At 49.8% G+C, this 12,842-nt stretch carries 14 protein-coding genes; 2 read left to right on the forward strand and 12 right to left on the reverse strand.

From position 1 onward, the window contains the following. Positions 1-10: 10 nt before the first annotated feature. A complete protein-coding gene (locus KEF85_RS08830; RefSeq protein WP_215579543.1) occupies positions 11-373 on the forward strand; it encodes a SirB2 family protein in 363 nt (120 codons plus the stop codon). A 757-nt stretch (positions 374-1,130) separates the two neighbouring features. Next, positions 1,131-1,760: a class I SAM-dependent methyltransferase gene (locus KEF85_RS08835; RefSeq protein ID WP_215579545.1), complete on the forward strand. Its 630-nt coding sequence runs from the start codon at positions 1,131-1,133 to the stop codon at positions 1,758-1,760. A 408-nt stretch (positions 1,761-2,168) separates the two neighbouring features. Here KEF85_RS08835 and KEF85_RS08840 read toward each other — a convergent pair whose 3' ends face one another. The 12 genes from KEF85_RS08840 to KEF85_RS08895 form a co-directional block, all read right to left on the reverse strand. Further along, positions 2,169-3,065, reverse strand: a complete 897-nt coding sequence (locus KEF85_RS08840) for a phosphoribosylaminoimidazolesuccinocarboxamide synthase (protein WP_215579547.1) — start codon at positions 3,063-3,065, stop codon at positions 2,169-2,171. 189 nt (positions 3,066-3,254) lie between these two features. Beyond that, complete coding sequence (locus tag KEF85_RS08845) at positions 3,255-3,416, reverse strand: hypothetical protein (protein WP_215579551.1); 162 nt, start codon at positions 3,414-3,416, stop codon at positions 3,255-3,257. Between the two features lie 326 nt (positions 3,417-3,742). Beyond that, positions 3,743-4,321: an IMPACT family protein gene (locus tag KEF85_RS08850; protein ID WP_215579552.1), complete on the reverse strand. Its 579-nt coding sequence runs from the start codon at positions 4,319-4,321 to the stop codon at positions 3,743-3,745. A gap of 21 nt (positions 4,322-4,342) precedes the next feature. Then, positions 4,343-5,077, reverse strand: coding sequence for an ABC transporter ATP-binding protein (locus KEF85_RS08855; protein WP_215579555.1), 735 nt, complete (start codon positions 5,075-5,077; stop codon positions 4,343-4,345). Continuing rightward, positions 5,074-5,829 (reverse strand): ABC transporter permease, encoded by a 756-nt coding sequence (locus KEF85_RS08860; RefSeq protein ID WP_215579558.1) that lies wholly within the window; start codon positions 5,827-5,829, stop codon positions 5,074-5,076. The genes KEF85_RS08855 and KEF85_RS08860 overlap by 4 nt, the downstream gene beginning before the upstream one ends. Then, positions 5,829-6,794, reverse strand: a complete 966-nt coding sequence (locus KEF85_RS08865) for an ABC transporter substrate-binding protein (protein WP_215579561.1) — start codon at positions 6,792-6,794, stop codon at positions 5,829-5,831. The genes KEF85_RS08860 and KEF85_RS08865 overlap by 1 nt, the downstream gene beginning before the upstream one ends. A gap of 76 nt (positions 6,795-6,870) precedes the next feature. Then, positions 6,871-7,254 (reverse strand): hypothetical protein, encoded by a 384-nt coding sequence (locus KEF85_RS08870; protein WP_215579563.1) that lies wholly within the window; start codon positions 7,252-7,254, stop codon positions 6,871-6,873. 213 nt (positions 7,255-7,467) lie between these two features. Beyond that, a complete protein-coding gene (locus KEF85_RS08875; RefSeq protein ID WP_215579564.1) occupies positions 7,468-9,351 on the reverse strand; it encodes an ATP-binding cassette domain-containing protein in 1,884 nt (627 codons plus the stop codon). Continuing rightward, a complete protein-coding gene (locus KEF85_RS08880; protein WP_215579566.1) occupies positions 9,342-10,568 on the reverse strand; it encodes a competence/damage-inducible protein A in 1,227 nt (408 codons plus the stop codon). Before KEF85_RS08880 ends, KEF85_RS08875 begins: the two co-directional genes overlap by 10 nt. Further along, complete coding sequence (locus tag KEF85_RS08885) at positions 10,565-11,482, reverse strand: AEC family transporter (RefSeq protein WP_215579567.1); 918 nt, start codon at positions 11,480-11,482, stop codon at positions 10,565-10,567. The genes KEF85_RS08880 and KEF85_RS08885 overlap by 4 nt, the downstream gene beginning before the upstream one ends. A gap of 6 nt (positions 11,483-11,488) precedes the next feature. Beyond that, complete coding sequence (locus KEF85_RS08890) at positions 11,489-12,190, reverse strand: (5-formylfuran-3-yl)methyl phosphate synthase (protein ID WP_215579569.1); 702 nt, start codon at positions 12,188-12,190, stop codon at positions 11,489-11,491. Then, a complete protein-coding gene (locus tag KEF85_RS08895; RefSeq protein ID WP_215579580.1) occupies positions 12,187-12,753 on the reverse strand; it encodes a DUF447 domain-containing protein in 567 nt (188 codons plus the stop codon). The genes KEF85_RS08890 and KEF85_RS08895 overlap by 4 nt, the downstream gene beginning before the upstream one ends. Between the last annotated feature and the right edge of the window lie 89 nt (positions 12,754-12,842).

Below are 12,842 nucleotides of genomic sequence, written 5' to 3' on the forward strand. Positions count from 1 at the left end.
TGACATCCCTATGCTAAAACATTTACATCTACTCTTCGTTGCTGTGGTCATTATCCTGTTTGTGATCAGAGTATTTTTGGCTCAATATAAACCGGAACTACTGGCCAATAAATGGCTGAAAATCGCCCCGCATGCTCTGGCTGGCTTACTGCTGCTGAGCGGCATCGCGCTGGTTTTTGAAGGCAATTGGCTGTCGGGCGAATACGGTTGGATCATTGCCAAATTGCTGGGTATGTTTGGCTTCATTGCTCTGGGTTTGGTCACCATTCGCTCTCAGGGTGATAAGCGCTGGTATGCGTTTGCCGGCGCACTGCTGGTATTGATTTACATTATTAGAGTTGCTTTCACCAAGCAGGCGTTTTTCTTTTTGTAATTGCCGTATAAAAGCGTAGCCTTGATGCAGGCTGGCAAAGAATTGTCATGTTTTTTCTGACAGCATGAATAGTATAAACGGCCTAACGAGAAGGCAGTTATGAAGGGCTGTGTTTGAGTTAATTTTTGGTTTTGGTTGAAGCGGTAAGTGGGCATTGTTGAATTGCGCTGATGCTGGTTTAATTAAGGCTGTGCGGTGAATTCCTCGATTCCACTGCGTTACATCGAGGCTACGGGTCGCGATGATGTTGGCTATGGTTGCCTCTGTTGCGCTGGGTGTTTTTGGGATAGCTAAACACCATACCCCCCGCGAAGTTTTGGTGGTTGCTTTGATAGAAGCCATGTTTGGGTTAATCGTTGATTTTGGTTGAAGCGGTAGTGGGCATGGTTGAATTGCGCTGGCCTTGGTTTGATTAAGGCTGTGCGGTGAATTCCTCGATTCCACTGCGTTACATCGAGGCTACGGGTCGCGATGATGTTTGGTTAGGGTTGAACGGCAGAGGGCATGGTTGAATTGCGCTGACGCTGGTTTGATTAAGGCTGCGCGGTGAATTCCTCGATTCCACTGCGTTACATCGAGGCTACGGGTCGCGATGATTTTGGCTATGGTTGGCTGTCGCTGGGTGTTTTGGGGATAGTTACGTCACACACCTGCGAAGTTTTGGTGGCTAAGCCACCCTACATGGTGGTTGTTTTGATAAAGGTCGCGCGGTGTATTGCTCGATGCAGGCTTCAACTATTTACGCAAACATTGCTTTATGAAACCAGAAGCTGAACAATTGGCTGAAATCGAATCAGTGACGCTTGGTCATTATAATCGGCATGCTGAAAGCTATTGGCACGGCACTAAAGAGCATGATGTGGCGCAAAATTATGCGGCATTTTTAGCTCCATTTCCAAGTGATAAACAGCTGGATATTTTAGATCTGGGTTGCGGGCCGGGTAGGGATGTTCACTATTTTAAGTCATTGGGTCACAGGCCGGTTGGTCTGGACGGCAGCGAGATTTTTTGCCGGATGGCTAGAGCGTATACGGGATGTGAGATTCTTCAGCAAACATTTCTGGGCCTGACTTTAGCCAGTCAGGCGTTTGATGGCATTTTCGCCAACGCAGCTTTATTTCATGTACCCAGCCAGCAATTACCGACAGTACTTAACAAACTGCATGAGGCATTAAGGCCTGACGGGATTTTGTTTATATCAAACCCTAGAGGTAATGGTGAAGGCTGGTCTGGGCAACGATACGGTCATTTCATGCAAATTGATACCAGTGTTCAATACCTGTCAGCGGCAGGCTTTAGTGTGCTGGATTATTATTACCGGCCTGCAGGCAAACCAGGCCAGGAGCAACCCTGGTTGGCTATTGTGGCTCAGATGAAAACCGGATGAGTGACATCACTTATTTTAATGTGAAATTGGGGATTTTGGCGGCAAAAATAGCTCAAAAAACTTGAATTAATTGAAGCTAAGTTATTGTTTTGTTAAGGAAAATTTTGTCTATTTTTGTTACACTATACACAAAATAGGAGACTGGGCGCGATGACCGCAATTAGCTTTGATACCCATAAGTTTATTCGCAAGCTCCGCATTGCGGCAGCTTTGGTTAAGTTGCTCTGAATTAGTGGTGCGTGATTGTGTTTTAGTTTGCGGGTGAATAGCTAATTACTCAGCGTAAATCCGGGATAAGCCTTTTAAACTAGTCGCAACGAATCCCTCGATTCCACTGGGTTTCATCGAGGCTACGGGCTCATCCTACAACGGCCTGTGTTTTAGCTGAGTAATTACATTATCAAAAACCTAAATTCCGGTCAGTTTAAACTGGGCTTCCCGGTATTTGGCGGCGCATTGCTGGCTGACTTCTGCCGGTAAGCTGGGGCCGGGCGAGGTTTTCGGCCAGTCCAGGGTTTCCAGATAATCCCGCAAATATTGTTTGTCAAAACTGGGTGGGCTGATGCCCAGCTGATAATGTTCAACCGGCCAGAAGCGTGAGGAGTCGGGGGTTAAGGCTTCATCAATCAGATACAGGGTACCCGCATCATCCAAGCCAAATTCAAATTTGGTATCGGCAATGATAATACCGCGCTCCCTGGCATAAGCGGCAGCGGTGCTGTACAGCTTGATACTGGCATCACGAACTTGTTCGGCTATGCTTTGCCCCACCAGCTTAACGGTGTCGGCAAAGGTGATATTTTCATCATGAGTACCTAGCTCGGCTTTGCTGGAGGGTGTATATATCGGTGCGGGCAGTTGCTGGGCCTGTTGTAAACCTGCCGGTAATGAGATACCGCAAATCTTGCCGCTGCTTTGGTAATCCTTCCAGCCTGAGCCGATCAAATAGCCGCGCACGATGGCTTCTATCGGTAAGGGCTGGAGACGTTTGACAATAATAGCCCGGCCTGTCAGAACGGCTCGCAATTCCGGATCGGGAATCACATCGGCCAGACTCAGCTCATCACTCAAATGATTTGGAATAATGTCCTGCATTTTGGCAAACCAGAAATTCGAGACTGTGGTCAGTACCTGGCCTTTGCCCGGGATTGGATCCGGCAGGATCACGTCGAACGCCGACATTCTGTCGGTAGTGACTATCAGTAAATGCCGGTCATCAATTTCATACATATCCCGAACTTTGCCGCGTCCGAGCAGTTTTAAATGAGGGATGTGTGATTCAAACAGTGCGACCTGAGTATTCATAACCGTTGGCAATTATCCTGAGTAAAACCCTGATTTTAGCATTTTTTGGGCTGATAATGGCTTAGATTACGGCAAGATAGGCTGGGTGACGCCCATAAAAAAACCCTTCGCCTTTGCGGGCGAAGGGTATAGAGTTAAACAGAGCCAGAGGAGGGACTGTTTATTTAACAACAACGAGGAACAAAAACATCAAGCTTTAAATGATCCGCCAAAATCAAGATTGCTGGCAATCGTGGCGGCGCCAAACAGTATAGTGGAGATAATAAATTCACCGGACATAAAACCAAACACTCCGGTGGTGAATAACAGGCCAGTGGCCACATCTCTATACCAATTAAACGGCTTCTTCATTTCTTTACTCCTTGACTATATACAGTCAAATAAATGAATACGGTTCTAATATAGCGCTGGCTTGTTTTATTTACAATACTGTAGACGGTGGATGGTTTGTTTCTTATTAGTAAATTATACAGTCATATACTTGACATAAGACTGTGTTAGGTGTAGCAAAGCCTTGGTAGACAAGGCCTGTAGCCTGACTGCAATTAATGGCTTACCCGTTGTTAGCGGATACTTAGCATTACTTTTTTTTGTTTTAGTCAAGAAAAAATTTTCCGAACGGAACTTTTCAACAGGTGATTGATTCATATAGCAGAATTTTTCCGCCAAAAGCCGGATTAATTTTTCTGGGGGTAGGGTGCTAAAAATTCTGTCACTTTGGCTAGATGCTGAGCGGGGAGTTTGATACGCAATCTGACTTTTTCGGCAAATTCCTGAGTCAGAATCTGCCCATCGCATTTTTTCAACTGATATTCCAGTGCCTGTAACTCAGGATAATCCAAAGTCACTAATAACTCGCTATATTCGACATAGTCTTGCAGTTCAGCAATCTCGATGACCTGTTTAGCCAGATTGCCGTAAGCTCTGGTCAAACCACCGGCACCTAGCTTTACTCCACCGAAATAACGAATCACCGCCAACACGACATTAATGATGTGCTTGCCTTCCAGGTGCTGAAAAATCGGCTTACCGGCAGTACCACCAGGTTCACCATCGTCATAAAATCGGCAAACCAGACCATCAGCAGACTGCACTCGGTAGGCATAGACGATATGACTGGCATCGGGATGCTGTACATGCAGATTTTTAATCACTGCCAAAGCTGCCGCTTCGTCAGCGCAGGGGCTGATTACCCCAATAAACCGGGATTTTTTGATATATTCCTCAGTCAGGACGCGGGCCAGTACAAGTTTCATGGGCTTGGGAGTGAGCGTTGTTTATAACAACGCGGCAATCGCCGGAAAGTTATCCAGCAAATGGTGGCGGAAGGCTTCAATCTGCGCAGGCTGCTCGCGTTCATCCCGGCTCAAGTTTACCGGAATATCGGCAACCACCTGCATGGGTGCCGCCGATAAAAAAATCAGGCGGTCAGCCAGGGAAATGGCTTCACGCAAATCATGGGTGACAAATAACACGGTATGTGGTCGCTGCCGCCACAAGGAATACAATAAGGTTCTGATCTGGCGGGCGGTCGGTGCATCCAGGGACACAAACGGTTCATCCATCAACAGCAGCACCGGGTTAATGGCAAAGGCCCGGATAATCGCTACCCGGCGCTGCATACCCAATGACAGCCGTTCCGGATATTGCTGCTGGACAGCATCCAACTGCATATCAACCAACAAAGCATCAATCAAAGCCGCCGGCGGCTGGCCGCTACAGACCAGTTCTATATTGCGTCGCACCGTATACCAGGGCAGCAAACGCGGCTCCTGAAATACATAACCGATATGAGCGGCATTTTGGGTATCACCCAGTTGAATCTGGCCTTGAAACTGTTGATCCAGCCCAGCCACGATATTGAGCAGGCTGGTTTTACCACAACCTGAAGGCCCCACCAAACAGACAAATTCATTGCGCTGTATGGTTAAATCAAGTCCGGCGATGGCTTTATGGCTGCGGCCATCGGCTTGATAAGTCTTGTCGACGATATTGATACGTATATCTTTCATCGCCGCCAGCTCCTGGCTTTGTTATCCAATGGTCTTAGGATCAGCCACTCGATTAATTGAATAACGACAATAAAGGCTATGGTATAGGCCAGCAGGCCGGCGACATCGAATAACTGAAAGAATAGATGCAACTGATAACCCATGCCATTACTGCGACCTAATAATTCCACCACTAAAATTATTTTCCAGATCAGTGCCAGACCTGAACGCGAAGCGGCCATCACAAACGGATGCAGTTGCGGCCAGATCACCGCACGCAAGGTTTTCACTCTGCCCAGCCGATAAGACTGGGCCATAGCCAATAAATTTTGATCCAGATTGCGGGTTCCTTCCCGTATGGTGACCACCACATTGGGCAGTTTATTGATCACCACCGCCAAAATGGCCGCCCATTCCTCCAGGCCAAACCAGACATAGCATAATATAATTGATACCAGTGCCGGGATGTTCAAAAAAATCACCAGCCAATGATCAAAAAAAGCATCCAGGCTGCGATTGCGGCCCAAAGCAATGCCGATAGCGCAACCCAGCAGCATGGCGATAGTAAAACTCAGTAATAAGCGTAATAGCGTCCAACCCAGATGGTAGGGCAGTTCACCGCTGAGCAGTGCCTGCCACAGCACATCAAGCACCAGCAAAGGCCCAGGCAGACTGCGGCTGTGTAAACTTAGCGCCAGTACCTGCCAAATCCCCACTAACACCAGCAGTGATACGCCGGCCATCAACCAGCTGCGCAAAGCACTCACCGGCATTAGCGGCCTAACCAGAAAGTGCCGGCCTGTAATTCCGGGTGACCGGCGGTAAGTTTGTTACCGGCCAAGCCATGTAATAAACGGTACAACTGCTGGGCGGCTGCCTGATTGGCCGGCCCCCATTCTTGCACTCGCCCCTGACAGTATCGCTCACGTAATAAGGGCTGGTTGATATCATCGCCGGCGGCAAAGGTATTGGCAATTTTTTGCCAGGCCTGATCGCTGGTGCACAGCTTATTTCTGGCCTGATCAGCCAGAGTCAGAAAGTTTTGCCATGCGCTTAAATTCTGATTAGCCCAGCTCTGCTTAAACACATAACCCAGACTGGGCACTGTTTCCTTAATACCCAGTTGCTTAATAATTTCCTCACCGCTCAGTAATTGGCGATAACCCTGGGTTTCCAGGCGTGCCGCGAACTGCCAATAGGTCAGCAGGGCATCGATACGCTGTTCGGCCAATTGTTGGTTGAGCAAGGGCGGGGCGGCATAGACTTTTTGCACGCCGGCATTCAGATCTAGGCCTTGCTGCTGGCCAAGTTCCTGCAGCAATAACCAGTTTTTGTCCAGTTCGCCGCCGGCTATGCCCAGTTTTTTAGATTTTAGATCGGCCAGGGTTTTAATCTCGCTATTAGCGGGTACTATCAAGCCGCCGGCTGTACTGGAAAAAGGGTAAAAGGTGTAATCAGCGCCTTCAGCGCGCATCCCGGATACCCAGATCCAGTCGGAGACGATGATATCGACACTGCCGGCTTGTAATGCCACTTTGCCGGCCTGCTGATTGGCCAAGGTTTGGGTTTCCAGACGGAATTCACTATCGGCCAGCAAACCTTCATTTTGCAAGGCGGCAATTTCCCAGCCCAAGGTGCCTGAGGCCATCAGCCCAATACGGATCAACGGTTTATCGCCGGCCAGGGTTAGATTGGTATAACACAGCGTGAAAAAAACTAATAGAAAGGGCAGTTTCATAGAATGGGCTAAACGACGAAACCCTAATTTTAACGCAGTCTTAACCCGGATGAGCGAGTTTACTCAGAAAAGTAGCTTAATAATGATATTTTAAATCACAAACCCCGGTTAAGCGACTGCCTAAAGACACATCCGGCGCCGAGTTTTGGTACAAATCCATGCCGCAATCCAGATTTACCGGCGCTTTTTTTCGATTCCCGGCCAAGAGCTGCAGATTGTCTCCAGCTTGCTGACTATGCATATCCAGGATTGAATCAGTGGTTTTAATTTCGGTATCCGGCAAACTCAGTATCAATGGCGCAGCCTGCAGAGCCGGGGCCTGTACCTCGACCTGATTGACCGGCGCCGGTTTGGGTGGAGCAGACTTGGCGCCGGCGGCATGAAACACCAACATAAACACCACGGCAACCGTGGTTCTGGACGGCTTGATAATTAATTGGCAAATTTCGGCAATATTCACGCTTATCTCCTTTATTTGTAACTATTGGGTGCCACAATGAACCCAGTGTCGACGCTTTCCCTGCCGATACTTTCAATTCTACCTGGCAGCATCGACTACGTTGACGTTTGACTTTACCGCAACAGTTACCAGTATGTTGTATGCTTAGAATAAGGGTTTTTCAAAAAAGTTCAAGTAAATTGATAGCTTGGCTATATAAGTATGAATATTAAGTTATTTGGCATCCAGTATTTCCCAGCGCTGATAGGCCTGGGTCAGCTCTGCTTCGGTTTTGGCCAACTGCTCCAGAGCCAGAGCCACCAGCCCGGCATCCTGTTTGTAAAAATCAGCCGAGTTGATATTAATATTATATTCAGCCAGTTTGGCTTCCAAGTCCTCAATCAGCTTAGGCAATTGCTCAAGTTCGCGCTGTTCCTTGAAGCTGAGTTTTTTGGCCGGGGCATTGGTTTTTGGTTTGTCTTTTTTCTGAGCTTCAGCGGCACTGATGTCTGCCGCCAGTTTTTTATCCTGTTCGGCCTGGGCAAACCAGTCGGCATAACCGCCGATGTATTCATTAACCCGGCCATCGCCTTCAAATACCAGCACACTGGTAACCACATTATCCAGAAATGCCCGGTCATGACTGACCAGCAACAAGGTACCTTGATAATCCACCAGCTTTTCTTCCAGGATTTCCAGGGTTTCCAAATCAAGATCGTTAGTCGGTTCGTCCATGACTATCAAATTGGCCGGTTTGGTAAACAAACGCGCCAATAACAAGCGGTTTTTTTCGCCGCCGGATAAACTTTTTACCGGCGAGCGGGCGCGGGCCGGAGCGAATAAAAAATCGGCCAGATAGGACATGACATGGCGTTTACCAGTGGGTGTATCAACAAACTCACCGCCATCCAGTACGGTATCCGCCACCGTGATTTCCGGGTCCAGTTGCTCGCGCAACTGATCAAAATAGGCAATTTGCAGATTGGTACCCAATTCTATGGTACCGGTAGTCGGCTGTAATTGCCCCAGCAACAGCTTCAGTAAAGTCGATTTACCGGCACCATTCGGGCCGATCAGGCCGATTTTGTCACCACGATCAATCCGTACTGAAAAATCACGGATAATGACTTTATCCTGATATTGAAAATTGACATCAACGGCTTCAACCACCTTACGGCCGGAAATTTCACCCTTGTTGATAGCCAGTTTGGCGGTGCCTTGACCAGAACGGCGCTCGGCACGCTCATCACGCAATTTCTTTAATGCCCGTACCCGGCCTTCATTACGGGTACGGCGGGCTTTCACACCCTGTCTGATCCAGACTTCTTCCTTGGCCAGTTTTTTGTCAAATTCGGCATTCTGGTTGGCTTCGTCCTCCAGCAGGGCTGCTTTACGGCGCAGATAATCCTCGTAATTGCCGGCCCAGGATGTCAACTGTCCGCGATCCAGATCAATAATCCGGGTCGCCAGACGTTGTAAAAAAGCCCGGTCATGAGTGACAAACAATACCGCCCCGCTAAATGCCAAGATCTGTTCTTCCAACCAGGCGATACTCTCAAAATCCAGATGGTTGGTCGGCTCATCCAGCAGTAATACTTCAGGGTCTATCACCAACGCCCGCGCCAGTGCCACCCGCCGTTTCCAGCCGCCGGACAGACTGGAAACCAGTACTTCAGCCGGTAATTGCAGCTTGCTTAATACCGCTTCCACCCGTTGCTGAAATTGCCAGCCGTTCAATGCCTCCAGCTTGTGCTGGATCTGACCCAGGGTATTCAGCGATTCTTCGCTGCCATCCATGTGCGTCAATAAATGATGATAATCCACAATCACCTGACCCAACTCACCCAGACCACCGGCCACTGCCTGATAAATAGTGTCCTCGGCTGCTAACTGCGGGGCCTGTTCCAGCCAGGCGAGGCGTAATTCCGGTTGCTGCCAAATCTCACCATGATCTGCGTGGATATCGGCGGCGATGATTTTCATCAAAGTCGATTTACCTTCACCGTTACGGCCCAGCAAACCCACGCGTTCGCCAGGGTCTAACTGAAAGGAAGCATTGTCCAGCAAAGCATGGGTGCCAAAGGCAATCGAAACATTGGTTAAGCGAATTAAGGGCATCTGTTTTGTAAAAAGCGTCTGAGTAAATCCAGTGTTAACTGGGTGGCTTGATTTTGTTTTTGCTGCGGCGTACCGGCCACCCGATGTTGGGCGGTCATCACAGTTTCGCCATCATATAGGGCATTATAAAGGACAACCGCCTGTCGGCGGTCCTGGAAGTGGTTTTCGGGGCCGACATACAGCTGTACCAGAACCAAATCGGTGTGATAACAGCGGTGCATCATCCCGGCCAGCTCGGTTGCTGCTGCCTCTAAATGCTCGGCATCCAGCACAATTTGCCATTTTTCCACCAGGCGGGGCAGATCCACCGCAATATCGGCGCTTCGCAACCAGGACTTGCCCAGACATTGACTGCTCAGCAATCCTTGAGTCAGGGTTTCCAGTACGGCCAGACTATAGCGGTGATGCTGCATTTGCCGGTCTATTACATCCAGCAAATCACCCTGTATGCCATCCACACCGTCAATCGCAAACACATAATCGCCGATCAATGCTGCTGTTTGGGCGATCAGCGCCTGCTTTACCGGCTCGGCAAATCCAGCAGGGAACAGTAATTTGGTCTGCACTTCATTAATGCCGGCCCGAAAGCCTAACTGCACCTCTGCCGGCAATTGCAAATCATGTAATGCCTGCTGTATCGCCGATTCGCCTATGCCTATGCTTTTAAATGTCACCAGACAATCCGGCTCCAGGACAAAACGCGCCATTAATAAGGGCTTAATACTCGTTAAGTACATGGCTTGCATTTCTGCCGGCACACCCGGTAAAAACACAAACCAGCAGCGTTGATAACACAGGGCAAAGCCCGGCGCCGTCCCCACCGGATTATCAATTCGTAGCGCAGTGGCCGGTAATAACGCCTGTTTACGATTCGATGCCGGGGTAGGGCGGGAACGGCAGCCAAAATAACTCTGTATCTGTTCCCAGGCCTGTAAGTCAAACTCCAGGCTCAGGCCGGTAGCCAAACTTACAGCCTCGGCAGTTAAATCATCCAGAGTCGGCCCCAGGCCGCCGGTGCAGATACAACAATCGGCCCGACCGGCAATTTCGCTGAACAAGGCAGTTAAGGCCGCCAGATCATCACCCACTGCGGTATGGCGGCTAACCCGAAAACCCAGCTCCAGCAATTGCCCGGATAACCAGGCCGCATTGGTGTCCACAATCTGGCCACCCACCAGTTCCTCACCCTGGGAAAAAATCTCCGCGACCAGCTTCATAACAAGCGGTACCAGATCGGCAGACTAACCAGACTCAAAGCGGTGCCCAGCGTCACCGCCGTGGCATATAAAGAGCTGTCCAGTTTATAACGGTCGCATAAGACTATGCCCAAAATCATACTGGGCATGGCGATATCCAGCACTGCTGCGGCTTTCTGCTCTGCGCTTACCGTCATAAAAGCGGCTAGATACATGGCTGCCAGCGGCTGCAGCAGTAATTTCACCAGCAATACCGGCATGATGTAGGGCAAATTACGCCAGCGTACCGCCCGCCAGCTTAAAGCCATACCCAAAGAAAAAATCATTAGGGGCGCCACCGCCGCCGAACATTTCTGCAACAAGCCTTCCAGCCACTCCGGTACCGGTACTTGGGCCAGATTTAATGCTACCGCCAATATGGCTGCCAAAAACGGTGGCGCGCCTAAAAACGCCAGTACCGACATGGGTTTTTCCCGGCTATCCACTTCGCCGAAATACTTGGCCAGCATGATCCCCAGGGTATATACCACCGGTGCGGTTGCAAACAGATCAATCTGAATAACCACCGAACGCGCCCAACTGCCGAAAGTTTGTTCCAGTACCGGCAAGCCCAGATAAGTCACATTCGGAAACGCCGCTGCCAGAATCACCGCCCCGGTTTTGGGATGACTAAACCGGCACAAGCGGGCAATCAGCCAGCTCAAGGCGATGCCTAAAATGATGCACAGCGTACCCAAGGCACTGTATTGCATAGACTGCCAACCAATCTCGGCGTGCCACAAGACTTCCACGACCATCGCCGGCAGAAAAAAATAATACACGACCGAAGTCAGCACCAGCCGGGTCTGCTGGGCAGACAATCCGCCCGGCTCAGTGACTCCCCATAACGCCCCGCACATAATCAGCGCGGTCATCTGTAATAAGGTGGTCTGCATAATTGGCTATCCGCACAATTCGCTGCGAACCGGCTCGGCCAACAAGGCTTTGATCGCAGCTATTCGACTGGTATCCAGTTCTGCGGTACGGCAGGACTGATGACATAAACCACCTCTAAAACCCAGATAATCGGCCTGGAGTGGCAATAATTCACTGATATCCGCCAATTTTAAGGATCCGGCCAAACCACACAATAAGCCGGCCTGTTTACTTAAATATACAAATTCCGCTAATTCCGCAGCCGATACGATTTGCGGCAAACTGCCTAACTGCTTATCCATGGTATCCAGCATCACCCCCCGGAACCCCGCTGCGGCCAGCAAAGCAATCACTCCAAAATCCGGTCTGGTATCGGCAAACAGCACCGCCACCAATTGATGACCCTGGTTAGCGGCCACACTTAATGCGTTAATACAGGCCGGCCAGTCGCCGTCCGGAAAAAAACCGATTTTTACATAATCCACCCCGGTTTGCGCCATCTCCAGTGTCGCTGCTGCCAACACTGCCGGCAGCATGGGTAAATCCCCTATAGTGGCACTCACCAAGGTTCCGGACGGTAAATGGCTGACGATCTGCTTGACTGTTGCAGCGGCTAAAGCCCCCAGTGCACCGCGTGCCGGTTGTTTAAGGTCAATAATATCCACTTCAAATTGCTCAACCAGTAAGGCTTCCGCCAGGCTGTTGACACTCGCCAGCATATAACTCATGGTTGAACCTCGGCCGGCCGGTGTTGCTCTATCAACTCAATTAGCCAACCCCAGGCTTGCCATTCCCGATCGCCAGCGGTTTTCTCCAAGCCAATACGCAAATAATCCAGTTCACTGACTATTTTCTCCCAGGGTAAGCGCCCCAGTCTGCTTACTAGTATAGCCGCCTCCAACACCGCATATTGCCCACGATTAAAGCCTTGAAACGGCTTGTGATTAGCTGTATGTATGGCCCGGCAAAACAATTTTGGCCGTACTTCATCATCTTCAACTCGTTCCAGCACCAGTTCGGCATGCGCCAAGGCATCAGCCAGATACCAGCCACTCAGCTGCTCAGCCGCCCGTAAGGGCCAATCGCGCCGTCCGGTCAGACAACCGGCAAAAACCCGCACATCATCACAATAATTAATCACGGCAGTTTTAGTTTCCAGCAAATTGGACAGGGTTTGAGCCGGCTTAAAAGGCAAAATCACAAACTGATTCTGTACCACATGTACCCCCATAGGTGCGATATGCGCCATGCCTTGGGCGTTAATAGTGGTGACTATGGTTTCTTGGATCATGGCTAGGGGAGGGCGTTAATCAGGTTGGCAGGTCATTACTATTAATGTACCAGATTTGCGGGTTGGGCGGGACAAAGCACAGCAGATTC

Origin of the sequence: Methylomonas paludis, assembly GCF_018734325.1 — a bacterium.
GTDB classification, from domain to species: Bacteria; Pseudomonadota; Gammaproteobacteria; order Methylococcales; family Methylomonadaceae; genus Methylomonas; species Methylomonas paludis.